Raw genomic sequence first — 22,775 nt, 5'->3', positions numbered from 1 at the left:
GTGCGAGGGCGGTGCGTCTCGGCGCACGTCGTCGCAATTGCTAAAGTAGATGCCTGTAAGACTATGCAAATGATGCTGTGGTGGTCCTATGGGCTCGCAACTGCGGGCGCTAGGGTGAATGGGTGACGACGTACCGGATCGGGGAGGCCGCCGACCTGCTCGGCGTCAGCGCCGACACCATCCGCCGCTGGGTGGACGCCGGGCGGCTGACGGCCGGGCGCGACGAGCACGACCACCGGGTGATCGACGGGGTCGACCTGGCCGCGTTCGCCCGCGCGCAGGCCGGCGACCCGGACGCGGGCGCCGAGTTCTCCTCGGCCCGCAACCGGCTGCGCGGCATCGTCGTCGACGTCCGCAAGGACACGGTGATGGCTCAGGTCGACATCCAGGCCGGCCCGTTCCGCGTCGTGTCGCTGATGAGCCGGGAGGCGGTCGACGAGCTGGAGCTGCGGGTCGGGTCGATGGCCGTCGCGGTGATCAAGTCGACCACGGTGGTGGTGGAGCGGGCCGCACCCGGCCCGAGCCGGGGAAGGTCGGCGGGATGAGCGCGCGGGCGACGCGTACGGCGATGGCCGTCGTCCTGGCGCTGACGGTCGCCGGCTGCGGCGCGGGCGACGACCGGGCCTCGGACGGCCGGGGCACCGGCGCGGTGACGGTGTTCGCGGCCGCCTCGCTTACCGAGTCGTTCCGCCGCATCGGTAAGGACTTCGAGGCCGCCAACCCGGGCAGCACCGTGACTCTCAACGTGGCCGGCAGCTCCGCGCTGGCCAACCAGATCAACCAGGGTGCGCCGGCGGACGTGTTCGCCTCTGCCGCCCCGGCGAACATGGCCACGGTCACCGGGGCGGGCAACGCCGACGGCACCCCGACAACCTTCGCCCGCAACCAGTTGGTGATCGCGGTGCCTCGGGGCAACCCGGCAGGCGTGACCGGGTTGGCCGACCTGAGCAGGTCCGGGGTGAAGGTGGCGCTCTGCGCAAGCCAGGTGCCCTGCGGGGCGGCCGCCCGCACCGCTGTGGACGCGGCCGGCGTCGCGCTGACCCCGGTGACCCTGGAGCAGGACGTCAAGGGCGCGCTCGCCAAGGTGAAGCTCGGTGAGGTCGACGCAGCCCTGGTCTACCGCACGGACGCACGAGCGGCGCGCGCCGACGTGACCGGGGTGGAGTTTGCCGAGTCGGCGCGGGCGGTCAACGACTACCCGATCGTCGCGCTGAAGGACGCTCCGAATCCGGCCGGCGCGAGGGCCTTCGTCGCGTACGTCCGCTCGGCGCCGGCGCAGGCGGTCCTCGCCGAGGCCGGTTTTCAGGCACCATGAGCCGGGTCCTCGAGCACGCCGCGCCCCGACGGCGAGGGCGGGTGCCGATCGCGCTGCTGATCCCCGCGGGGTTGGGGCTGCTCTTCCTCGTCCTGCCGCTCGTCGGTCTGGTGATCCGGGCGCCCTGGGCAACCCTGCCGCAACGGCTCACCACGCCGGGGGCGCTGACCGCGCTGCGGCTGTCGGTACAGACCGCGACCCTGGCCACCGTGCTCTGCCTGCTGCTCGGGGTGCCGCTCGCGTGGGTGCTGGCCCGGGTCGAGTTTCCCGGCCGCCGACTGGTCCGCGCGCTGGTCACCGTGCCACTGGTCTTGCCGCCGGTGGTCGGCGGGGTGGCGCTGTTGCTGGTCTTCGGCCGGCGGGGGTTGCTCGGCGGTTGGTTGGACGCCACGTTCGGCATCACCCTGCCCTTCACCACCGCGGGCGTCGTGGTGGCCGAGTCGTTCGTCGCCATGCCGTTCCTGGTCATCGCGGTGGAGGGGGCGCTGCGCGCCGCCGACCACCGTTACGAGGAGGCCGCCGCGACGCTGGGCGCCGGCCGGTGGACCACCTTCACCCACGTCACGTTGCCGCTGGTGGCACCCGGTCTGGCCGCCGGGGCGGTGCTCTGCTGGGCGCGGGCGTTGGGCGAGTTCGGTGCCACCATCACCTTCGCTGGCAACTATCCCGGTCGGACGCAGACCATGCCGCTCGCCGTCTACCTGGCGTTGGAGACCGACCTGGAGTCCGCGATCGTGCTCAGCCTGGTGCTGCTCGTCGTGTCGGTGGGCATTCTGGTGGCGTTGCGGGACCGGTGGATGACCAGCGCATGAAGCCTCCGCTGCTCGACGCCCGGCTCGTCGTCGACCGGGGTGCCTTCCGGCTGGACGTCCCGCTGCGGGTGGCGCCCGGTGAGGTGGTCGCGCTGCTCGGGCCGAACGGCGCCGGCAAGACCACCGCGCTGCGCGCGCTGGCCGGGCTGCACCCCCTCAGCGCCGGGCACGTCACGCTCGACGGCGTCGACCTGGACCGCCCGGAGACGCGCGGCTGGGTGCCCACCGAGCGCCGGCCGATCGGCGTGGTCTTCCAGGACTACCTGCTGTTTCCGCACCTCAGCGCCCTGGACAATGTGGCGTTCGGGCCGCGCCGGCACGGCGTGGACCGGCGGGAAGCGCGTGCCACCGCCCGGGACTGGCTCGGTCGGGTGGGGCTGGACGCGCAGGCGCACCGCCGTCCCCGACAACTCTCCGGTGGTCAGGCGCAGCGGGTGGCGCTGGCTCGCGCGCTGGCCGTCGCGCCGTCGCTGCTGCTGCTGGACGAGCCGCTCGCCGCGCTGGACGCCCGTACCCGGCTGGACACCCGCGCGGAGCTGCACCGGCACCTGTCCGCGCACCCGGGCGCCACGGTGCTGGTCACCCACGACCCGCTGGACGCCCTCGCGCTGGCCGACCGGCTGGTCATCGTCGAGGGTGGTCGGGTGGTCCAGGAGGGTGACGGACCGAGCGTCACCGCCCGCCCGCGCACCGACTACGTGGCCCGGCTGGTCGGGCTCAACCTCTACCGGGGCAGGGCCGAAGGACACGGGGTACGCGTCGCGCCGGCCCTGACCCTCACCGTCGCCGACCCGTTGGACGGCGAGGCCTTCGTGGCGTTCCGCCCGGCGGCGGTAGCCCTGCACCCGTCCCGGCCGGAGGGCAGCCCGCGCAACACCTGGGCGGGGACGGTGACCGGCGTCCAGCGGCACGGCGACAACCTACGGGTGCAGCTGGACGGGCCGATCGGGGTGGCCGCGGACGTCACGCCTGCCGCGGCCGCCCAACTGCGACTGATTCCCGGTCAGCGGGTCTGGGTGGCGGTCACGGCAGCCGAGACACACGCCTACCCGGCCACCGGCTGAACGTCGGGTCGCCACAGACACGCACGACGAGCCGGCCGCGGTGGTGGTGGTGGTGGTGGGTTCGCTGTCGTTTTCGTCCAAGACAGCCACCGGGGTCGCGATCTAGCGTGGACCCGGCAGCCCGCCCGAGCACGAGGAGACAGCACAATGCGCAATCTGGTCTACACCGGCTTCATGTCGCTCGACGGCGTCGTGGACTCGCCCGGCGGCGGGCCGACCGAGGAGCACCGCAGCGGTGGGTGGGTGTTCAAGGACCTCGAGTTCGTCCCGGAAGCCTGGTCGCTGAAGGGCGAGGAACTCGCCGACACGACGGCGTTGATGTTCGGCCGGCGCAGCTACGAGGCGTTCGCGCCGGTCTGGCCCGGCTCGGAGGACCACGCCGGCTACAAGGAGCTGCCCAAGTACGTGGTGTCGACCTCGCTGTCCGACGACGCCGTCGTCGACGGGTGGGGACCGACGACGATCCTGCGCTCGACCGGGGACGTCGCCGCGCTCAAGGAGAGCGAGGGCGGCGCGATCTTCATCCACGGGAGCGCGGAGCTGGCTCGGCGGCTGTCCGACGCAGGCTTGATCGACCAGTACAACCTGCTCGTCTTCCCCGTGTTGCTCGGTGCCGGCAAGAGCCTGTTCGGACGGGCCGACCGGGACAAGCGCATGCTGACGCTGCGGGAGTCGGAGAGTTACCCGAACGGGATCCTCAAGCTGGTCTACGACGTCCGGCGGTGATCCAGGTCGAGGGCGATCGCGCCGCCGGACCCCTCGCGCAACTGCCCGGCGGTGCGGCCCACGTAGGAGCGCAGCGCTCGGGCCAGGTGCGGCTCGTCGAAGTAGTCGAGCTTGACGACGACGTCGGCTGCCGGCTCGCCGACAGCCAGTAACTCCGCCGCCGTGCGGGCACGCTCGATCTGCCGGACGGCACTCTGCGTCAATCCGGTCGAGGCGCGGAACCGGCGTTCGAGCGTGCGCCCCGACACGGCCGGGCGGTGACCCCGCAGCACGTCGGCGACGAGCGCGTCACGGACCACGACCCCGGCCCGGACGAGACGGTCGACCAGAGCCTCGGCGTCGTCGGGAGAGGGCGTCTGCCAGTGCCTCCCGTCCAGCCGGAACGTCCGACGCGTGGTGTCGGGAAGCGCGATGCCACCGTCGGTCAGCGCCGAGGTGGGCACGGCGCGCAACGAGGTGCCCACGGCGAACTCGATGCCCGTGAAGGTCGCGCCGCCCGGCACCGGCGCAGTGCCGGTCCGGGTCTCGGGACCGGTGATGCCCGTGTGCGCACGGCCGGCCTGTGTCCAGAACACCAGGCCCCACCGCACCCCCGCGACCGACGTCATCGCGGTGACCTGCTCACTCGTGCAGGTCCACACGGTGTCCACCCACGGCGAGTCCGATCCGCGTGTCGTGAACCGCAGTGCCACGGACGAAGGTTACGGCGCCGCGCGCTCGCCATGGCTCGCCCGGCTACGGAGGATCCCGCCGACAACCGGCCGCGCGGACGCGGTCAGCCGGCGAGCAGGTCGTTGTGCGCCGCGCGTAGCCGGGCCAGCGTGGGGTCACCGCCCGGGACGACTCGGCGATCCAACTCGGCCCACGCCTCCGCCAGCGCGGCGCGGATCGCGGCCAGCTCGGCGGCGTGCCGCTGGGTGCTGCGTCGGTGCTGCTCCTCGAGACGGCGTGCCCAGCCCGCGGTGACCGTGGCGAGCCGGTCGGCGTCGGCGCGGGCCTGCGCGCCGCTGCGCGCGGCTGCGGCGGGAACGATCGCGGCGACCGGGCGGGGATCGCCGTCGCGGGTGACGACGGTCACCGCGTCGGTCAGCTCGGCGAGCGCGACAAGCTGACCGAACCGGGTGCGCGCCTCACGCAGCGGCACGGAACGCGGCGGGTCGGGGTGGGGGGTGAGCGCGGGGACGGCCATGGATGCATGGTGCCGCCGGGGTACGACAAAACACGCGGTCGTCAGTGGACGGTGGTCGGCGCCGCGCCCGGTCCGGCCAGCCACTCGTCGGCCAGCACCGACCAGACCTCGAGGTCGATGCGGCCGTGCGGGCCTGGGCTGACCTGGCGGAGGGTGCCGTCGAGGCGCAGGCCGAGCCGCCGCGCGAGTGCCCTGCTGCGGGTGTTGTCGGCGGCGGTACGCCACTCGACCCGGTGGATGCCGCGCTCGCGTACGGCCCAGTCGACGATCCGGCGGATCGCCGGGGCGACAATTCCCCTTCCCTGCGCGGCCGGCTCCACCCAGCAACCCGCCTCGCAGACGCCCCGGGTCGCGTCGAACGACACGAACATGACGCCGCCGACGAGCGTGTCGCGCCACCACAGCCCCCAGATGCCGCCGGTGTCGCTGGCCCACCGGTCGGCGTACCGCTGCAACACCGCGCGGGCCGACGGCAGGTCGGTGGCGACGAACGACGGCGACACCCAGGGCTGGATGTGCTCCCGCGCCCGATCCAGGTGGGCGAGGAACTCCTCGGCCCGCCACGGGTCCAGCGGGCGCAGCTCGACCTCCTCGGTCAGCGGCAGGGCGAACACCGGGCCTCCAGTCAGCTGCGGGGAAACAGCGTCGCACAGGGCCCGGCGCGTCCGCCCGCGCCGGGCGGCGCGCTCAGGTCGGCAGATGGGTACGCAGCGCCGCGAACTGCGCCACGGTCAGGTACGACGGATTGGCGGCCTGCGGTTGGCGGAACACCTCCAGGGCGGCGAGCCGCTCATCGGCGCGTAGTCGTTGCCGGGGCACCCGGTCCTGTTCGGCGAGGATGGGCAGGTCCAGTGGCACCGACCAGGGCTGTTTCGGCGGCCCCGGCTCGGCCGGCCCGGTGACCCGACCGACCCCCCACAGCCCGTAGGGCAGTCGACCGCGACTGCCGCTGGCCCAGAAGACGATCGCCTGTCCGGCGCCCATCATCCGCGCCCGGTAGCCGGGGCGTACGCACCAGCTGGTCAGCCGGGGGGCCTGGGCGAACCGAGCGGTCAGGTCGACCTGGTCGGCGTTGCCCTTGATCAGCCAGGCCCCGAGGTCGTCGAGGCGCACCCGCGGCTCGGTCACCGCCTCATTCTGCCCCGTCGGCGGCCGGCCCCATCAGATGATCATGTGGGTCCAGTAGGTGAGCCAGAGCACGAACAGCACGCCCTGCACCACGGCGAGGGTCGCGGTCAGCCAGAGGTCGACGCCGCCGTGGCGGGCCCACCGGGCCAGCACCAGGGCCACCGGGAACGCGGCGAGCAGATACCGCAACAGGCTCCGGTACACCGCCGGGCCCATCGACAGCGGCACCAGCACCATGAGTACGCCGTACACCAGGTAGGCCAGCTCTCGGCGGCGCAACCCGGCGACCAGCACGGCCAGGACGGCCACGGCGAAGAGGACCCGGGCGGCGTCGCGGGGCTCCCCGGCCAGCCCGTTCAGCAGCACCGGCACCGGGTTCTGCACCTCGATGCCCCACCCGGTCCGCTGGGCGTGCTGGTAGGCGAACCAGCCGCCGCCGCGCCACCTGCAGAACGCCATGAAGGTGAACCAGCCGGCGGGCAGCAGCAGCAACGGCCAGCCGATCCGCAGACAGCCGAGCAGGGCGCGGGGGCCGAGCCGCCAGTCGTGCTGGCGCAGCAGGACCAGGGCCAGCGGCAGCGCGACGAGCAGGCCAACGGAGCGGCTCATCGCCAGGAAGTAGCCGAGCACACCGACCAGCAGCCACTGGCGTCGCTCGGCGTGGTAGAACGCGGCCAACGCGAGACAGACGAAGAGCGACTCGGTCAACGCGGCCTGGAACAGGAACGCGGTCGGCAGCAGCACGAGGTACCTGGTGAAGCGGCGGGCCGCGGGTGCGTCGCCGAGCAGCACCTCGGCGAGCCGGTAGCCGTACCAGAGCGCGAGCAGGAACGCGACGTTGCTGATCAGCAGCAGGGCCAGCGCACTGTCGCCGCCGAGCAGCGCGCCGACCGGCCGGGCCAGGAACGGGTAGAGCAGCGGGAAGCCGAAATCGTTCCAGGGCCGGTCCAGGGGCAGCTCACTCAGCCGCAGGTAGAGCAGCCCGTCCCAGGCGAACCAGAGGGAGATCCACCGGTGCCCGGAGATTTCGCGCTGCTGCGCCCACATCAGCGCCTCCTCGGGCGCCGGCGCCCCGGGCACGTCGTCCCAGGCGTGCAGGACCAGTAGCCCGAGCAGGGTCAGCAGCAGTTTCGCGCCGACGAACAGGCCGATCACGTACGGCCAGGGCGCCGGGACCCGACGGGCCGCGCGCGCGCCGGCACGGCCGGCAGCACCCACCAGGCCGGCACGGCCGGCAGCGCCCACCAGGCCGGCACGGCCGGCAGCACCCACCAGGCCGGCACGGCCGGCAGCGCCCAGTCGGACGGCCAGCGTCGCCGCGCCGCGTCGCCACCGGTGCATCCGTTCCGCCCCCCGGTTCGCCGGCCCACCCGCCGCTCAGGAGTGTGGTCCAACCCGTTGTACGCCGCCAGACGCCACTCCGGAGTGGAAACGATCGTTGACCGAGAGTGGCATTCGGCGCAGAACGGGTAGGCCCGGCGCCACCGACGATCAGCAGAGCGGGGAGTGCGGCAGCATGGGCGAGCAGCACGGCACGGTGGTCATCGGCGCGGGTCCGGCGGGGCTCACCGCCGCGTACGAACTGCTCCGGCACGGCCGGACGGTCCGGGTCTTCGAGGCCGACGAGGTGGTCGGCGGGATCAGCCGGACCGTGGAGCGCGACGGGTGGCGGTTCGACATCGGCGGGCACCGGTTCTTCACCAAAGTGCCCCGGGTGGAGGCGTTCTGGCACGAGATCCTGCCGGACGAGGACTTCCTGACCCGGCCCCGGATGAGCCGGATCTTCTACCGGGGCGCGCTGTTCAACTACCCGCTCAGCGCCGTCAACGCGCTGCGCAACCTGGGGCTGGCGGAGGCGGTCCGCTGCCTCGGCTCGTACGCCCACGCCCGGCTCCGGCCGCCACGCGACCAGTCACACTTCGAGGGCTGGGTGTCGGCCCGGTTCGGCTGGCGGCTGTATTCGATCTTCTTCAAGACGTACACCGAGAAGGTCTGGGGTATGCCGGCGGACCGGCTGCAGGCGGACTGGGCCGCGCAGCGGATCAAGAACCTGTCCCTGGCCACGGCGATCCGCAACGCGCTGCTGCCCCGGCGGCGACGCACGGACGTGACAAGCCTGATCGAGGAGTTCCAGTACCCGAAGTACGGGCCGGGGATGATGTGGGAGCGCTGCGCCGAGCAGGTGTGTCGCCGGGGTGGGCAGCTGTCGACTGGCATCCGGGTCACCGCGGTGCACCGCGACCCGGAGCGACGGCGGGCGATAAGCGTGACGGTCAACGGCGCGGACGGGCAGCGTACCGAACCAGCCGATGACGTGATCTCGTCGATGCCGATCTCGGAGCTGGTGTCCGTCCTGCGTCCGGCGGCGCCGCCGGAGGTGCTGGCCTGCGCCGCCGACCTGCGCTACCGCGACTTCCTGACGGTGGCGCTCGTGGTGCCTGCGGAGTTCTCGTTTCCGGACAACTGGATCTACGTGCACGATCCGGGGGTACGGGTGGGCCGGATCCAGAACTTCGGTTCCTGGTCGCCGTACCTCGTCAAGGACGGCCGCACCTGCCTGGGCCTGGAGTACTTCGTCTTCGAGGACGACGAGATGTGGCGTACCCCGGATGCCGACCTCGTGGCCCTGGCCACCGCGGAGCTGGAGCGGTTGGGGTTGGTCCGTCCCGCAGTGGTGGAGGCCGGCTACGTCGTGCGCATGCCCAAGGCCTACCCGGTGTACGACGAGCGCTACCAGCACAACGTGGACGTGATCCGGGCCTGGCTGGCCGAGGCGGTGCCGAACGTGCACCCGGTGGGCCGCAACGGCATGCACCGCTACAACAACCAGGACCACTCGATGCTGACCGCGATGCTCACCGCCGAGAACATCGCCACCGGCAGTACGCACGACGTCTGGTCGGTCAACGTCGAGCAGGACTACCACGAGCAGTCCGTCGGCGGCGACCGGCGCGGCACGGGCCGGGACGCGCCGGTGCTGGCCAGCCGGATCGTCGCCGCCCCGATCGCCGCCCCCGTCGGGGTGCGCGCCGGCGGCGACGGTGACCGGGCCGCGCCGCTGCCGGCACCCGTGGACTGAGCGCCCGGCCGCCCCGCCGAATGCCGTAGGCGTCGCCTGCCCCGCCTCCGAGGATCACGTGGTTTGATCTACACGTCGATCCGAAGGGGGCAGGGTGGGGCGCAGGGCGATCATCTTCCACGGGACCGGTGGCAACCCGGACGTCGTCTGGTACCGCTGGCTGGCGCGACGGTTGGAGGCCCGGGGCTACACCGTCGAGGTCCCGCACCACCCGGGCATCAACGTCGAACCGATCGCCACGTTCCTGCCGACGGTGCTCAACGGGCACCACTTCGACGAGGACACGATCCTGGTGGGCCACTCCGGTGGCGCGGCGCTCCTTCTGGCGCTCCTCGAACACGTCGACGTGACCGTGGCGCAGGCGATCCTGGTCGCCGGCTACTGCACCCGGCCCAACGCCAGCGACGAACCGGTCCTGCAGCAGAGCTACGACTGGGCCGCCATCCGGTCCCACGTGCGCGACATCTACTTCATCAACTCCCGCAAGGACCCGTACGGCTGCGACGACCGCCAGGGGCGCGCCATGTTCGAGCGTCTCGGGGGCACCCAGATCGTGCGCGACGACGGGCACTTCGGCGACTACGACCAGCCGTACGAGCGCTTCGAGCTGCTCGACCGGCTCATCCCCTGACGCGCGGGAATCCGTCAGCCGCGCGCCCGCTGGCGTGCCGATTCGTACAGGACGACGGATCCGGCCGTGGCGGCGTTCAGGGAGCTGGCCGTGCCCACCATGGGTATCCGGATCAGATGGTCGCAGGCGTCGCGCCACGCCGAACTCAGCCCGGACGTCTCGTTGCCGACCACCAGCAGCGTCGGCTGGGTGAAGTCGTACTCCGCCGCCTCCACCGTGCCGCTCTCGTCGGTCCCCACCACCTGCACGTCGACGCCGTCCGCGCGGATGGCCTCGACCCAGTCGAGCACCGTTCGGTGGGAGGGCACCCGCACCGCGGGGACCGAGAAGAGTGAGCCCGTGCTGGCCCGCACCGACTTGGGGTCGTAGACGTCGGCGGCATGGCCGGTGACGATGACGCCACCGGCGCCGAAGGCGTCCGCCGAGCGGACCAGCGTCCCGATGTTTCCGGGGCTGGTGGGCCTGTCGAACACGACCGCGAGCAGGTCGGGACCCGTCGGGATGCGACCGAGCTCGTCATCGGGCAACGCCACGATGGCGAGCAGTTCCGGGGCGACGTCCGCCTTGCCACCCAGCTCGAGCATCAACTCGCCGGCAACGGCCACCTTCGTCGCGCGGGCCGCGTCGAGGGTCTCGTGCGCCCAGCTCGACAGGTGTGCGTCCGCGTTGTACAGGAGCTCGCGGACCTGCCACCCGAGCTGGGTCGCGAGCGTGATGGGTCGGACGCCCTGCACGAGGAACTCGCCGTTGCGCTGGCGCTTGGTGCGGTTGCCCAACAGCGCCTCCCACTGTTGGAACCGTGCATTGCGAGTTGTCACCCGTAGGACCGCCACCAACCCCGCCTCCATCGCGTCTGACCGTGCACTGTTCGGCACGCCGTGCGGCCGGCTACGACGCACCAGAACCTGCCGAGCTTACGTGGGTGGGCACCGGACCCGGCGCGCGCTCCACGAGGAGTCGGCCCGGTCGCGGTCCTCCTGAGCTGCTGGCCACTCCCCCGGCAGCGGCAGGGCGCTCCCCTCCGGCGGGGAGGAGGTGTCGTCCAGCGCCAGAGATGATCGGTCCATGATCCGCTGGACAGAACGGCCTGTGCGCACGACCGCCAACTGGCGGAGGTGGGTTCCAGCGGGCACCGCGGCGTGGGTGACGGCGTACGCGATCGTGCACGCCTGGTGGGCAGTCCGGGGCGCGCCCCGGTTCGCCGAGCCGGGCGAATCCTTCTTTCCCGGCGGGTGGCTTCCGGTGGTGCCCGCGGTGTTGTCGGCGGCGGCGATCCTGCTGATCAGCTCGGGCGTCGGACGCGACCGGAGCACGAGGGTCCGTTGGACGCTGGCCGTACTCGGCTGGGTGTCCGGTGTGTCGATGGTCCTGTACTCGTTCATGGTCCCGCTGACCCTCCTGATGATCCTCGGCGGCCTGTTCGGGATGGATCTGGACGCGATGGACTGGGTGACGCTGCTGGCACAGGGCAGTGGCGCCCTCGGCGGTGCCCTGACCATCGTCATCGCCAACGCCGAGCAGCGGCGGGCACGCGGGGCCTGCCACGGCTGCGGTCGGGTTCACGGCCGCCGGCCCGCGGGGCGGGACGCTCCGACGCCACCCTGGGCGTTGTTCGCCGGATACCTGACGGTCGCCGCCTGCCTGGCGCGCTTCGTCGCCGAGCGCGTGCACGGCTTCGTGTCGAGCAAGGCACCGGAGATCCCCTGGACCTTCATGATCACTTTTATCGTCCTGATGCTCCTCGCGGGCACACTGTTGCCGCTGGCGTTGGTACACCGCTGGGGCCGGATCTGGCCCGGCTGGGTCCTGCCGCTCGCCGGCCGAAAGGTCCCCCGTTGGCTGGTGGCCGGCCCCGGACTCTTCGTCGGCGCGGGCCTCACCACCTATTTCGGTATCGCCGGCATGACCGCCTGGGCCACCGGCGACAACGTGGACGGGGCGGCGTGGTTCCTGGCCGTCGTGCTGCCGGCGTACACGCTGTGGGGTCTGGGGCTGCTGGTCGCCGCCAGCTCGTACCTCAGCCTGACCAAACCCGAGTGCACGCTGAGTCGAACGAGCGCTCCCGGGGCCGTGTCTCGGTAGCTGGTTCTCGGGGCGAGCCCTCACCGCGGCAGGTGCGTCCAGTACGCCACCGTGGCGTCGTCCGGGACCTGGCCGTCGGGGTCGGCTTCGGCCTCCCGGACGGCCCGGATGACGCCGGCCGGGCCGTCGGCGGCGAGCAGTGCCAGCACGCCGGGCCAGTCGGTCCGCCCGTACGGGTCGACGATGCGGCTGGCGCCGTTGCTGAGCAGCGCGATGCCGTTCAGGTCGGCAAGGGACCGACTGCCGGTCACCGCCTCCCGCGCCGCGCGCGGGTCGTCCTTGGCGATCCAGTAGCCGCCCGGCCGGTTCCGGCGGGCCCGCATCGCCGTGCTGCAGGAGGCGCGAATGCGGTCGTACTCAGGTGTATCCCGAGCTACACCGCTCAGCGGGACGGAACAGTCGCGCCGGGCGATCACCTCACGCTCGTCGGTGATGACCCGCGGGCCGCCGTGGGCCTGGTCGAGGACGAGGAAGGAATCCGCGAGGAGCAGGTAGTCCAGCCGGTCCCCGCGGGCGCGGGCCAGCACGACCGTCGCCTGCGGGCTGCTGGGGTCCACGATGTCGCAGGTCGGCCGGTGCGCGGCGGCGATCTCGTCGATGGCGGTGGCGAGGACGGTCGCGAGGTCCCGGCCGTCGTCGAGCGACAACTGGCCGAGCAGCGCGCCGCCGAGACGGTGGGTGTACCAGGCGACCCCGTGGTGGCAGAGCGACTCGGCTCCCGGAATGCCCGCGCCGTCCAGCAGGACGACAGCTCCGGGCACCGCACCGACGAAGTCCTCGTTGCGCCGGTTGGCCCTGCCGGGGCTCGTCGCCAGACTGAGGTGCACTGTCGACTCCTGACGTTTCCGGGCGCCGATCCGCGAGAACGTGTCGGACTCACGATAGGTCGTCGGGTGTGCCGTCGACACATGGTCTGCTGTCGGTGACGATCGTGAGGGTGTCGACACTGTGGGAGGTGCGGTCGGTGGGCAGATGGTTCAACCGCAGCCGTAAACGCGACGACGAACCACCGCGCGAATCGAAGCCGTCCGGCCCGGTCATCGAGATCACCGTCACCCAGGGCGGTCGGTCGAGCACCACGACCCTCGGTGGTCCGACCGCCTTCGGGCTGCAGTACCACGCCTATCACGAGCAGTACGGCGCGACCGACGCGCGGACGTTGGAGGCGGGGACCCGTTACGCGCAGGAGTTGATGCGCAACAACGACATCGACGAGGCCGTGGCCCTCTGTCAGGAGGTCGTGGCGTTGCGCAGCTCGGCGCTCGGGCCGGAGCATCCGGACACCCTGCGCAGCAAGCACAGCCTGGCCTTCGCGCTCTGGCAGCGCGGCTCCCACGCCGAGGCACATCGGGTGCAACGAGACGTCTACCAGGCGCGGCGTCGGGTGCTGGGCGACGAGGACGTCGAGACGTTGCGCAGCGGCAACAACCTGGGCTGGCTGCTGATCGAGCTGGGTCGGATGGACGAGGCCGAGCCGCTGCTGCGGCGGGTCGCCGACGGCATGGCCCGGACGCTGGGTCGAGACGACCCGGACACCCTGACCTGCCAGATGAAGCTGGCCGGGCTCCAGCATCTCCAGGGCCGCAGCCAAGAGGCCGAACGGGCTCTGCGGGACGTGGTCCGGCGGCTGAGCCGGACGGTGGGGTCCACGAACCCGGTGACGCTCCAGGCCCGCAGCAACCTGCTGGTCGTCCTGCTCGACAACGGCCGGGCGGCCGAGGCGGTCGACGCGGCCCGGTCGCTGGCGGACGACGCCGGGCGAGCCCTGAGCAACACCGACGGCGTACGCCTGCACGCCCTGCACTCCCTGGCCCGAGCGTTGGACGGAGTGGGCCGGCGGGCCGAGGCGATCCGGTTGCTGGCGGACACGCTGCCGGACAGTGATCGGGGTCGAGGCGCCGACCATCCCGCGACCCTGGAGATGCGGACGCTCTTCGCCCTGCTGCTGGTCGAGGCGGGTGACCGGAGGGCAGGCCAGGAGGCGCGGGCCGCGCTGGCCGGGTGCGAACGCGTGCACGGCCCGACCCATCCCCACACGGAGAAGGCCCGGGCGCTGGTCCGGCGCACCCGCTGACGGCGACGGGCGTTGGCCCGGTGGGAGGCGGTCAGCCGCCGGTGTGGATGTGCGCCGCCCACAGCGTCGGCGCCAGCGGGTAGCGGTCCCGCAGCCCGCGCACGGCCGCGTGCAGCGCGTACGCCGCCGCCCCGGTCGCGTCGCCGTGCTCGTAGAAGGCGGTGGTCAGGGCGAGGGAGACCGCGTCCTCGACCTCCCACAGGGTGCCGATGACGTGCCGGAACCCGGCGAGCTGGAAGGCGCCGGTGATGTGCAACGCCTCGTCGACCAGGGTCGGCGGGGCCTGGGCGGTCGCGCAGGCCGACAGGAAGGCGAACTCCGCGTCCAGGTCGAGCCGCGACACGTCGGCCACGGTGAGCGGGCTGTCCTGGTGGTCGTGCACGAGCAGCCGGCCCTGCGCCGGGTCGTGCGGATCGGCCACCGCGTGGCACGCGAAGTGCGCGTACGTCGAGTCGGTCAACCGGTCCAGGACCTGCTCCCGGGTGGCCGTCGCGTCCAGCCCCAGCCACGCTCCGGGCAGCGCCGCCGCCGCCGCCGCGGCCTCGCGTTCGGCGCTGGGCAGCGCCCCCGGGCCGCCGGGGGTGGCGCGCATCGCCACGACGCAGGACCGGGCGTCGGGCCGGGACTGTCGCGGCCCGGTGCGTTTGCGGGCGAGCGCGGTCACGGTCGGGGTGTAGGAGGAGACCACCCGGTCGAGGGCGGACCGGCCGGCGCCGGCCTGGGCGGCGTGCAGGGGGAAGAACGCCAGCGGGCCGACCGGGCACCACCAGACGCGCGGCAGCTCGCCGGCCGCCCCGGGCGCGTCGACGTGCTCCAGCACCGGCCCGACGAGGGCATGCCACAACCATTCCAGTACGCCGGTGAGCACCGACTGGGCGCGCAGCCGACTCCGCGCGTCCGCTGCCGGGTCGTACGCCGTGGTGGTGGCCTCCTGGAGCAGGCGTAGCTGCGTCATCGCGTCGGTCAGCGACAGGCCCGGCAGCGGCAGCACCGTCACGCGGTGCTGCCGCAGGATGAGCGCGTCGCAGCGCAACTCGCTCGCGATCGGCACGATCACGGTGCCGTCGACCTGGTCGAGCAGCTGCCGGGCGCTGGGCGCGCGCAGGAAGTCGCCCAGGCCGGGCAGCTCCCGGATCGTCGCCAGCAGCACGTTCCACTCGGTTTCCCGGTCCCGGCCGAAGGTGGTGGGTCGGGACGTTTCGGGGGCGGGCGCTTCGAAGTCCCGGCGCATCCGCTGGAAGTCGCCCGCCAGCCGCCCGTCGACGCGTTGCAGCGCCGCCCACTCGCCGTCGGCCGTCAACCGCTGGTGCAGCAGCAGGCCCCGGCCACGTTCCAGCAGCTCCAGGGCCCGTTCCGGCTGCCCGGCGCCGACCGCGCAGGAGGCGGCGGTCGCCGCCAACCCCGCCGTCGAGCCGAGGTCGGCGTACTGGTCGTGGCGGGTACGCCCCCGCGAGGCCAGCCGGGGCAGCAACGTGATGGCCTCGTCGAAGGCCTCCGTCGCCTCCTCCCACCGGCCCAGCGTGGTCAGCGTGTAGGCCGCCTTGTCGAAGGCCTGGATCCGGACCGGCACGGCGCCGGAGTCGATGCGGCCGGCGGCGCGCGCCCGCTCGGCGGCCTCGGTGAGCAGGGCGGGTTCACCGGTACGCAGATAGGTCGCCCGCAACGCCTGGGCGATGGACAACCCGGTCTTGACACGCTGCGGGTCGCGCGCGGGCAGGGCGTCGAGCGCCCGGCGCAGCAGGACGAGCGCCTCCTCCAGGTAGGCGGGCTCCCCGGTGGCGTCGTAGAGCAGCCGGAGGCTGTAGCCCAACTGGTCCAGGTACAACGCGTGGTTGGCCTCACCGCCGACGGAGAGCGCGAGCGCCCGGCGCAGCAGGCCGACCGCCGTCTCCAGGGCGGAGACGTCCCCGGTCAGCTGGTGTGTCTTCATGCCGACGGTGGAGAGGCTGGCGAGCGCCATCCGATGGTGCGGATGCCGCTCCCCGACGGTGTTCAGCGCGGCGGCGAACTCCTCCCAGGCCGGGCCGAGCAACTCGGCGCGGCCGGTGCGGTCGACCAGGGTGAGCAACGTCTGCCCGGCCAGGATCCGCGGTTCGATGCTCTGCGGGGTGTGGTCCCGCAGCACCGCGACGGCCCGTTCGACATCGGCGGTGTGGGTGGTCCCGGCCGCCCTGGCCAGCAGGCACCGGGCTCGCAGCATGACGATCTGGTCCTGGTTGGGCCCGGTCGTGTCCACCGAGGACACCAACTCCATCGCCTCGTCGACGTAGTCCTCCACCCCGGTGAGCTGGTAGGCGCGCAGCAGCGCCTCCGCGTGGATGCCGCGCAACACGGGCCGGTGCTCCTCGCTGATCCACCGCTCGGCCGACTTGGCGATGGCCGTGAGCCGGTAGAGCGTGTCGACCGAGCCGTCGAAGGTGTGCCGGGCCTGCTGGACCTGGCAGGTCTTGAGCATCAGCAACGCGCTGTTGCCCAGGTCGGCCGAGGCGTCCTCGGCGAACTGCAGATACTGCTCGGCGATGTCCAGCAGCTGCGGCTCACTCTCGATCCGCGCTCTGGCCAGCAGCACGTCGGTGTACGTGGCCAGCGCGCGGACACCGTGCGCCGTACCCAACTCCTGGGCCAGAAAGGAGTCGGCCATCGTGCGGATCGCGGCCTCCAGCACGACGGTGGCCTCGATCAGATCCTCCCGCGCCTGGTCCGCGTGGTACCTGTCGAGCAGCGCGGCCCCCAACTCCACCTGGGCCTCGGCCCAGCGCCGGTCCCCGCGCGGCTGCCGGGCCGCGGCACGACGCCAGTGGTCGACGGCGTCCCTTGCGTAGTGACCCACCCGCACACCTCCCCGTCGCGGTCGCTCCCCAGCCTGCCAGCCGCATGCCGACATCGAAAGGAGATAATCAGCCGATGAGTCAATCGGCGCCGGACAGGCGACTCGACGACGACCGGGCGGCCCGGCTGGCCCGGGTCTGCGTGGACATCGCGCAGGTGGGCGACCTGCTCGGGCCGGAACCGGCTCGGGCCCTGGCGCGGCTGCGGGACCGGCCGCTGTCCGACCAGGGCGTGGACGCGGTGCTCGCCGAGGTGACCGAGTTGATGCGCCGCAGCGGGCTGGTCGGTGGTGACACGGCCGCCCGGGGACACCACTACCTGCCACTGGTCGGCATCCACGGCCGCCGCCCGGAGGTCGTCCAGGTGTGCCCCGGTGACCTGTGCGACCGGGTGGAGATCCCCCGGGCGGACGCCGGCCCGCCGCACTGCGCCGTGTGGGACTGCCCGCTACCGACGTTTCGGATGGACCGGTGAACGCGGTCATCGCCTCGCTCGGCGGGAAGCTGGCCGAGCGGTGGCTCGCCGGGCTGGCGCTGCCCGGTGTGGTGTTCGTGGCGGTCGCCGCCGTGGCGGGACGGCTCGGCCACGCCCAGTGGTGGGACCTGTGGCTGCTGGCGCGGGAGGTGGACCGGCTCGCCCTCGGGTCACCGGCCCCGGGCACCGGCGCCGCGCTGCTGATCGTACTCGGTGTGGTGCTGGCCAGCGTCGTCGCCGCGACGGCCGCTCAGAGCTTGGAACGCCTGGTCGTGGCCCTGTGGACGCAGGGCTGGGGCCGAGCCGGCGAGGCCGTGACCCGTCGGCGGCGGCGCCGGTGGCACGCCGCCGTGGACCGCTACGAGAACGCTCTGCGGGACAAGGCACGCCGGTTGCGGTCTGCCGACGGCGCCACCGGAGCACTGCCGGACACCCAGGCGCTCGCCCGCGCCTGCGACCGGATCGCGTTGACCGAGCCGGACCGACCGACCTGGATCGGTGACCGCATGGTCGCCACGGCGGTGCGGGTGCGGGACTGCTACGGCCTGGACCTGGCCGCGGCCTGGCCCCGACTGTGGTTGCTGCTGCCCGAGGAGACCCGGGACCCGCTCGCCCTCGCGCAGGTCGACTTCACCGCCGCCGCCCGGCGGGTGGGCTGGGGGCTGCTGTATCTGGCGCTCGGCCTGCTGTGGTGGCCCGCGGCGGTCATCGGCCTCGGCCTGTGCGTGGCGGGTTGGCGAAACGGCCGCGGCACGGTGTCCGTGCTGGCCGACCTGGTGGAGGCGGCGGTTGATCTGCACGTACGCGCCCTCGCCGCCGCGCTGGGCCACCCCACCGACGGCATTTTCGGCACGGCCGACGGCCAGGCGGTGACGGTCCTGCTCCGCAAGGACCGGTGATCCTGAGCCGAAGCGCGCGGGGGTCACGCGACGGCGACGTCGTCGGCCTGCCGGACCGGCTCCGGGGCCGACCAGTCCTTCCGCCTGGGCAGCAGGAGCGGGGTGGCGAGCAGGAGTAGACCGGAGACGGTGATCGCGGCGAGCGCGCTGGTGCGGGTGGCGAGCACACCCCAGATCACCATCAGGACGGCCTGGAGGAGTCTGCTGCTGGCACTCCAGGTGCTGAGGACCCGGGCGGTGTACGCCACCGGAGTCCGGTGCAGGCGTTCGGTCGCGTAGATCGGATTGAAGACGCCCATGCAGGTGATCAGCAGACCCTCGACGACGATCACGGTGACCACCCCGGGGATGCCGGGCTGGACGAACGCGAGACCGAGGGGAAACACCGATCGCAGCCAACCGGTGACCGTCAGGACGCGGTGCCGGCCGTGGCGGTGCACGAGACGCGCGGACAGGCGGGCACCCACGAACCCACCGAGCGCCGGGATGCCGAAGGCGAGACCGTACTGCCAGGCCGGGACGTCGTACTCGCCCAGCAGGAGAACGGCCAGGAGCGGGGCGGTGGCCATGATGAGGCCGCCGACCAGCACCGAGTTGAGAAACAGACCCCGCAGGACGCGGTCGCCGAGGACGAGTCGCCAGCCGTGCAGCAGGTCGGCTGGGCGCAGCCGGGTGACCCGGCCGCGGGGAGTCGCGACGTCGCCGCCCGAAATACGCAGGACCGCGAGCGCGGACAGCAGGTAGCTGAGCGCGTCGGTCAGGACCGTGACGACCGGGCCGAGCATCCCGACGAGCGCGCCACCGAGGGGCGGACCCACTGCGGTCGCCGTCCAGGTTGTGCCCTCGAACCGCCCGTTCGCCACCAGCAGGTGCTCAGCGCGGACCAGATGCCTCAGGTACGCGCCGGACGCGGTGGCGAACGCGATGCTCGCCGTCCCGGAGACCACCGAGACAACCAACAGTTGACCGTACGACAGCACGCCGAGGACGTACGCGACCGGGACACTGGCCATCGCCGCGAACCGGACCAGGTCCATCACGATCATCACGGGACGCTTGGCCCGGTGCTCGACCCACGGTCCGAGCGAGAGGGCGACGATCGCCGCGACGGCGAGCCCCGCCGCCTCCAGCAGTGCCACGGCGAACGCCGACGAGTCCAGCACCTGCACTGCGAGCAGTGGAAACGCGCCAAAGGCGAGCCACGTGCCGTACGCGCTGACACCGTACGCCGACCACAGCCACCCGACGTTGGACCCCAACCGCGTACGCATGCGACTCCCCGTGACAACAGACGTTCCGGTCCGGGCATCCCACCGCCCGGGCCGGCGCGGAATCAAACAACCGACATTCGGGCGAGTCACAACCATCGGTTGTATGTAGGCATAATGAGTCAGTGGATACCGAGGCCGTGCGATCGTTCGTCCGGGCGGCGGAACTCGGGCAGCTGCAACAGGCGGCCGACGAGCTGGGCGTGACGCAGCAGGCCGTGTCGAAGCGGATCGCGGCCCTCGAACGTGAACTCGACGTGCGGTTGTTCACCCGTACCGCCCGAGGGGTCGAGCTGACGCTCGACGGCCAGGCGTTCCTCGCGCACGCCCGGGACGTCGTCGCCGGTGTCGACCGTGGCGTCGCCGCGATCAGGCCCGGCTCGCGGGCCCTGCGGATCGACGTTCTCGGCCTGCGATCCGCGCAGGCCGTCGTCCTGCACGACTACTGGCGGTCGCATCCGGAGATCACCCTCGACGTGGTGACCCTGCGGGTCAACGACCCGCGTGAGGCGGCCGCCGCCGTCCAGGCCGGCGACATCGACGCCTCGTTCCGCTCGGTCACCGACCCGGCCGCCCTGCCACGCGACGTACGGATGATCCGCGCGTTCGACTCCCCGACGGAACTCCTCGTCGGCCCGAGGCACCCGCTCGCCGCCGCCCGGTCACTGACACCGACGCAGCTACGCGGTCATCGGATCTGGGTGCCGGGCATCGCACCGCGCAGCGAATGGGCGGACTTCTACGACCAGCTCGCGACCGAATTCGACCTCCGCATCGACGCGGCAGGCCCGCACTTCGGCGACGAGGTCCTCCTCGACATCCTCGCGGACTCCGTCGACGTGGCGACCCTGGTCGGCTCGCGCGACCGGTACCTCTGGCCGGCGAACCATGACCTACGTCGCATCCCGATCGAGCGTCCGACGCTCGCGTACCCGCTGTCGCTGCTCCTCCCCCGGGCGAACCCGCACCCGGGCCTGCGGGCGGTCATCGACCACGTCGCGAGCCTGGCTGCGCTCCCCGCGGATACCTGGCGCCCATCCTGGGCACCAGCCACCTGAGGGCACGGGCGCTGTTGGACGTGTCCCTGCGCCCGGATCAGCCGGTCGGGCGCGCGGTCACGGGGTGGCCGTTCGGCGGCCTCCGTGTGAGGCGACCAGGGCGTCAGCCACGATCGCGGCGTCCGCCTCGGCGATGTCGGCGGGATACTCCGGCAGGAGGTCGTCCCAGACGACCAACCAGGATCCGAAGAGCTGCGCCTGACCCTCGGGGCGCGCGAAGAACCAGACGTGCAGGTGGGCGCCACCGTCACCGACGCGGTAGACGTGGGCTCGCGAGATGTGCGGCAGGGCCTGCACGTGGCGGACGATTCGCGTGCTCAGCAGGCCCAGCTCCGCGGCGAGATCGTCGGGGAGGTCGGCCATGTCGTAGTGGTCGCGCGGGTACAGCATCAGCGCCAGCGGCACGCCCACGCCCGTGATACGGGCCAGCCGCCAGTGCTCGTTGAACCAGATCCCCTCGTCGCGCTCCTGGCAGTTCTGGCACTCCGCCGGGTCCTCACCGTGTCGGGCGGGCTCGGGCAGCACCGGCGGGCGCAGCGGCGCGGCGCGTAGCCCGTCCTGGTCGAATGGGCTGATGTCCCATCCGGTCATACCCGCCGCCAGCGGAAGCCGCCGTTCGCCGTCCGCGACGGAGATCGCGTGGTCATAGAACTGTTCTGGACTCAGGGCCATGGCGGGCAGAGTAGTGCAACCAAGATCGAATCGCTATCCATCGCCGTCACGATCGTTTCGCGGTTTGCGTCACTCCCTCCTGCCGCAGTTCCAGGACGTCGGCAGGCAGGAACCGGATCTCCAGGTCGAGTCCGGGGTGGAGGTAGCGACCGTCCGGGTCTGCGCGCAGCACCACCGGTTGCTGCCCAGCGGCGGAGAAGGTCAGGTGACCGTCGGAGACCGCGATGTCGATCGGACAGTCGTCGCGCAGGACGTAGCGACCCGACACGTCACCCGACGGTGCGGTGGTGACAGCTGTGGCGTATCGACGGTCCGCGGCGGCGCGAATGCTGACCAGCGTCTCCCAGCCGTCCTCGGAGTTGGTCATCGCCGCGACCGCGACGCCACTGTCGGGCCACACGTACGAGAAGCAGGTGTAGCCGACGTTCAACCCGGTGTGTCCGAAACGCCGGTGTCCGGCGCGGTCCTCGACCTCGGTGCCGAGCCCGTAGGCGCCGCCCGCAAGCTGCGGCTTCCACATGTCGGTGGCCAGGTCGCGGTTCAGCAGCCGCGAGTCTCCCGAGACCGCTCGGGCGATTTCCAGGTCGAGCCGGAGCAGGTCGGTCGGGGTGCTCCACAGTCCTGCCGCCGCCAACTCCGGTTGCGTACGCCAGCCGCCCGGGATGGCGGTGCCGCCGCCGTGGTGGCCCCGGGCTACCAGATGCGGCCGCTGGTGCGGAAACCGCTGGTCGAAGCTGCTGTCGGCCATCGCCACCGGGTCCAGGACCAGCGTGCGCATCAGGTCCTCGAACGCCGTGCCTGTCACATCCACAAGCAACTGCTGGAGTACGCAGTAGTGGCTGCCCGAGTAACGGAAACGGCTGCCCGGCAGCAGGGTCGACCGGACCGGTGCGGTGGTCGTCGGGCCGCTGCCGTCCAGGACCTGCACCAGCGACGGGGCGCGATCCGCCGGGTAGCCGCGGTACCAGGTGTCGGACAGGCCCGCCGTGTGGGCCAGCAACTGTCGGACGGTGACCGCGGGTTGCCGGCCCTCGCGGTCGAGCAGGCGCCACGAGGTGAGGTACGCGCGGATGTCGGTGTCCAGGGCCAGCACACCGTCCTGGACCAGTCGCAGTGCCCCGAACGCGGCGACATGCTTACTTATCGAACAGGCCGCGAACGCGGTGCCAGCGGTGACCGGGGTCGACGTCGCGCCACCGGTGACGCCGTACCCGGCAGCCCACACCTGCCCGTCCAGGTGGCCGACGGCGATGCTGACCCCCGGCACCTGGTAGCTGCCCATCAGATCGGTCAACGCCGCCGTGTCCGGCGACAGCAGCCCAGAGGACACCTGCCGGTCGAGGTTGCCCAGCAACTGGACCCAGTCCTGCGAAAAGTCCCCGTCCTCCACAGCGCCGATTCTTGACCACGCACGTCGGTGGTTCAAGCCCACTCGACAGGCGATGCCCGCCGCGTCGATCTTGCAGTTTCGGTCG

General features: G+C 72.4%; 23 protein-coding genes. 12 read left to right on the top strand and 11 right to left on the bottom strand.

From position 1 onward, the window contains the following. The first annotated feature begins 122 nt into the window (after positions 1-122). The 5 genes from ACFYPM_RS16075 to ACFYPM_RS16055 all read left to right on the top strand — a co-directional run bounded on the left by ACFYPM_RS16075 (position 123) and on the right by ACFYPM_RS16055 (position 3,917). On the top strand, positions 123-545 hold the full coding sequence (locus ACFYPM_RS16075) for a molybdopterin-binding protein (protein ID WP_387196735.1): 423 nt from the start codon (positions 123-125) through the stop codon (positions 543-545). Then, on the top strand, positions 542-1,315 hold the full coding sequence (gene modA, locus ACFYPM_RS16070) for a molybdate ABC transporter substrate-binding protein (protein WP_387196732.1): 774 nt from the start codon (positions 542-544) through the stop codon (positions 1,313-1,315). Before ACFYPM_RS16075 ends, modA begins: the two co-directional genes overlap by 4 nt. Further along, positions 1,312-2,127, top strand: coding sequence for an ABC transporter permease (locus ACFYPM_RS16065; RefSeq protein ID WP_387196729.1), 816 nt, complete (start codon positions 1,312-1,314; stop codon positions 2,125-2,127). Before modA ends, ACFYPM_RS16065 begins: the two co-directional genes overlap by 4 nt. Beyond that, the gene (locus ACFYPM_RS16060; RefSeq protein ID WP_387196726.1) at positions 2,124-3,191 is read left to right on the top strand and encodes an ABC transporter ATP-binding protein; all 1,068 of its coding nucleotides are present in this window, start codon (positions 2,124-2,126) and stop codon (positions 3,189-3,191) included. Before ACFYPM_RS16065 ends, ACFYPM_RS16060 begins: the two co-directional genes overlap by 4 nt. Positions 3,192-3,338: 147 nt before the next feature. Beyond that, positions 3,339-3,917, top strand: a complete 579-nt coding sequence (locus ACFYPM_RS16055; protein ID WP_387196723.1) for a dihydrofolate reductase family protein — start codon at positions 3,339-3,341, stop codon at positions 3,915-3,917. Here the strand turns inward: ACFYPM_RS16055 and ACFYPM_RS16050 are convergent. From ACFYPM_RS16050 to ACFYPM_RS16030, 5 genes are all read right to left on the bottom strand, one after another. Continuing rightward, complete coding sequence (locus tag ACFYPM_RS16050) at positions 3,899-4,609, bottom strand: helix-turn-helix domain-containing protein (protein ID WP_387196720.1); 711 nt, start codon at positions 4,607-4,609, stop codon at positions 3,899-3,901. The two genes, ACFYPM_RS16055 and ACFYPM_RS16050, sit on opposite strands and share 19 nt — an antisense overlap. Positions 4,610-4,692: 83 nt before the next feature. Then, the gene (locus ACFYPM_RS16045; RefSeq protein ID WP_387196717.1) at positions 4,693-5,106 is read right to left on the bottom strand and encodes a type II toxin-antitoxin system Phd/YefM family antitoxin; all 414 of its coding nucleotides are present in this window, start codon (positions 5,104-5,106) and stop codon (positions 4,693-4,695) included. A 41-nt stretch (positions 5,107-5,147) separates the two neighbouring features. Next, entirely contained in the window at positions 5,148-5,720 is a 573-nt protein-coding gene (locus tag ACFYPM_RS16040; RefSeq protein WP_387196714.1) for a GNAT family N-acetyltransferase, read from the bottom strand. A 73-nt stretch (positions 5,721-5,793) separates the two neighbouring features. Continuing rightward, the gene (locus tag ACFYPM_RS16035) at positions 5,794-6,234 is read right to left on the bottom strand and encodes a hypothetical protein (protein WP_387196712.1); all 441 of its coding nucleotides are present in this window, start codon (positions 6,232-6,234) and stop codon (positions 5,794-5,796) included. Between the two features lie 33 nt (positions 6,235-6,267). After that, positions 6,268-7,575 carry a hypothetical protein gene (locus ACFYPM_RS16030; RefSeq protein ID WP_387196709.1) on the bottom strand — a complete coding sequence of 436 codons (1,308 nt, stop codon included), beginning with the start codon at positions 7,573-7,575 and terminating at the stop codon, positions 6,268-6,270. Positions 7,576-7,750: 175 nt separating this feature from the next. On the opposite strand from ACFYPM_RS16030, the gene ACFYPM_RS16025 reads away from it, so the two are divergent. Together ACFYPM_RS16025 and ACFYPM_RS16020 are read left to right on the top strand one after the other, a co-directional pair. Next, positions 7,751-9,313, top strand: coding sequence for an NAD(P)/FAD-dependent oxidoreductase (locus tag ACFYPM_RS16025; protein WP_387196706.1), 1,563 nt, complete (start codon positions 7,751-7,753; stop codon positions 9,311-9,313). 94 nt (positions 9,314-9,407) lie between these two features. Next, positions 9,408-9,944: an RBBP9/YdeN family alpha/beta hydrolase gene (locus tag ACFYPM_RS16020; RefSeq protein ID WP_387196703.1), complete on the top strand. Its 537-nt coding sequence runs from the start codon at positions 9,408-9,410 to the stop codon at positions 9,942-9,944. A gap of 14 nt (positions 9,945-9,958) precedes the next feature. Here the strand turns inward: ACFYPM_RS16020 and ACFYPM_RS16015 are convergent, their stop codons facing one another. Further along, positions 9,959-10,780, bottom strand: a complete 822-nt coding sequence (locus ACFYPM_RS16015) for an RNA methyltransferase (protein ID WP_387197372.1) — start codon at positions 10,778-10,780, stop codon at positions 9,959-9,961. A 307-nt stretch (positions 10,781-11,087) separates the two neighbouring features. Between ACFYPM_RS16015 and ACFYPM_RS16010 the strand changes: the two genes are divergently transcribed. Continuing rightward, on the top strand, positions 11,088-12,026 hold the full coding sequence (locus tag ACFYPM_RS16010; RefSeq protein ID WP_387196701.1) for a hypothetical protein: 939 nt from the start codon (positions 11,088-11,090) through the stop codon (positions 12,024-12,026). Positions 12,027-12,046: 20 nt separating this feature from the next. Here ACFYPM_RS16010 and ACFYPM_RS16005 read toward each other — a convergent pair whose 3' ends face one another. Next, complete coding sequence (locus ACFYPM_RS16005; RefSeq protein WP_387196698.1) at positions 12,047-12,853, bottom strand: hypothetical protein; 807 nt, start codon at positions 12,851-12,853, stop codon at positions 12,047-12,049. 110 nt (positions 12,854-12,963) lie between these two features. Here ACFYPM_RS16005 and ACFYPM_RS16000 point away from each other — a divergent pair, with 110 nt between their 5' ends. Next, positions 12,964-14,100 carry a tetratricopeptide repeat protein gene (locus ACFYPM_RS16000; protein ID WP_387196695.1) on the top strand — a complete coding sequence of 379 codons (1,137 nt, stop codon included), beginning with the start codon at positions 12,964-12,966 and terminating at the stop codon, positions 14,098-14,100. A gap of 31 nt (positions 14,101-14,131) precedes the next feature. On the opposite strand, the gene ACFYPM_RS15995 is transcribed toward ACFYPM_RS16000, so the two are convergent. After that, the gene (locus ACFYPM_RS15995) at positions 14,132-16,930 is read right to left on the bottom strand and encodes a CHAT domain-containing protein (RefSeq protein ID WP_387196693.1); all 2,799 of its coding nucleotides are present in this window, start codon (positions 16,928-16,930) and stop codon (positions 14,132-14,134) included. Between the two features lie 74 nt (positions 16,931-17,004). On the opposite strand from ACFYPM_RS15995, the gene ACFYPM_RS15990 reads away from it, so the two are divergent. Together ACFYPM_RS15990 and ACFYPM_RS15985 are read left to right on the top strand one after the other, a co-directional pair. Beyond that, complete coding sequence (locus ACFYPM_RS15990) at positions 17,005-17,403, top strand: hypothetical protein (RefSeq protein WP_387196691.1); 399 nt, start codon at positions 17,005-17,007, stop codon at positions 17,401-17,403. Continuing rightward, positions 17,400-18,302, top strand: coding sequence for a hypothetical protein (locus ACFYPM_RS15985; RefSeq protein WP_387196688.1), 903 nt, complete (start codon positions 17,400-17,402; stop codon positions 18,300-18,302). The genes ACFYPM_RS15990 and ACFYPM_RS15985 overlap by 4 nt, the downstream gene beginning before the upstream one ends. Before the next feature lie 23 nt (positions 18,303-18,325). Here the strand turns inward: ACFYPM_RS15985 and ACFYPM_RS15980 are convergent, their stop codons facing one another. Beyond that, positions 18,326-19,573 carry an MFS transporter gene (locus ACFYPM_RS15980; RefSeq protein WP_387196685.1) on the bottom strand — a complete coding sequence of 416 codons (1,248 nt, stop codon included), beginning with the start codon at positions 19,571-19,573 and terminating at the stop codon, positions 18,326-18,328. A 122-nt stretch (positions 19,574-19,695) separates the two neighbouring features. On the opposite strand from ACFYPM_RS15980, the gene ACFYPM_RS15975 reads away from it, so the two are divergent. Beyond that, positions 19,696-20,628, top strand: a complete 933-nt coding sequence (locus ACFYPM_RS15975) for a LysR family transcriptional regulator (protein ID WP_387196682.1) — start codon at positions 19,696-19,698, stop codon at positions 20,626-20,628. A gap of 57 nt (positions 20,629-20,685) precedes the next feature. On the opposite strand, the gene ACFYPM_RS15970 is transcribed toward ACFYPM_RS15975, so the two are convergent. Then, a complete protein-coding gene (locus ACFYPM_RS15970; RefSeq protein ID WP_387196679.1) occupies positions 20,686-21,300 on the bottom strand; it encodes a hypothetical protein in 615 nt (204 codons plus the stop codon). Between the two features lie 46 nt (positions 21,301-21,346). Continuing rightward, positions 21,347-22,690: a serine hydrolase domain-containing protein gene (locus ACFYPM_RS15965; protein WP_387196676.1), complete on the bottom strand. Its 1,344-nt coding sequence runs from the start codon at positions 22,688-22,690 to the stop codon at positions 21,347-21,349. Between the last annotated feature and the right edge of the window lie 85 nt (positions 22,691-22,775).

The sequence above is a fragment of the Micromonospora sp. NPDC005203 genome (assembly GCF_042872705.1).
GTDB lineage: Bacteria > Actinomycetota > Actinomycetes > Mycobacteriales > Micromonosporaceae > Micromonospora.
Note: the sequence above shows the minus strand (reverse complement) of the source record. Positions and strands in the feature narration are given on the sequence as shown.

Excerpts from the sequence above, each read along its gene's own strand:
- ACFYPM_RS15970 (WP_387196679.1), bottom strand. The coding sequence starts at position 21,300 with ATGGCCCTGAGTCCAGAACAGTTCTATGACCACGCGATCTCCGTCGCG.
- ACFYPM_RS16030 (WP_387196709.1), bottom strand. The coding sequence starts at position 7,575 with ATGCACCGGTGGCGACGCGGCGCGGCGACGCTGGCCGTCCGACTGGGC.
- ACFYPM_RS15980 (WP_387196685.1), bottom strand. The coding sequence starts at position 19,573 with ATGCGTACGCGGTTGGGGTCCAACGTCGGGTGGCTGTGGTCGGCGTAC.
- ACFYPM_RS15990 (WP_387196691.1), top strand. The coding sequence starts at position 17,005 with ATGAGTCAATCGGCGCCGGACAGGCGACTCGACGACGACCGGGCGGCC.
- ACFYPM_RS16055 (WP_387196723.1), top strand. The coding sequence starts at position 3,339 with ATGCGCAATCTGGTCTACACCGGCTTCATGTCGCTCGACGGCGTCGTG.
- ACFYPM_RS16060 (WP_387196726.1), top strand. The coding sequence starts at position 2,124 with ATGAAGCCTCCGCTGCTCGACGCCCGGCTCGTCGTCGACCGGGGTGCC.
- modA (WP_387196732.1), top strand. The coding sequence starts at position 542 with ATGAGCGCGCGGGCGACGCGTACGGCGATGGCCGTCGTCCTGGCGCTG.
- ACFYPM_RS16025 (WP_387196706.1), top strand. The coding sequence starts at position 7,751 with ATGGGCGAGCAGCACGGCACGGTGGTCATCGGCGCGGGTCCGGCGGGG.
- ACFYPM_RS16045 (WP_387196717.1), bottom strand. The coding sequence starts at position 5,106 with ATGGCCGTCCCCGCGCTCACCCCCCACCCCGACCCGCCGCGTTCCGTG.
- ACFYPM_RS16065 (WP_387196729.1), top strand. The coding sequence starts at position 1,312 with ATGAGCCGGGTCCTCGAGCACGCCGCGCCCCGACGGCGAGGGCGGGTG.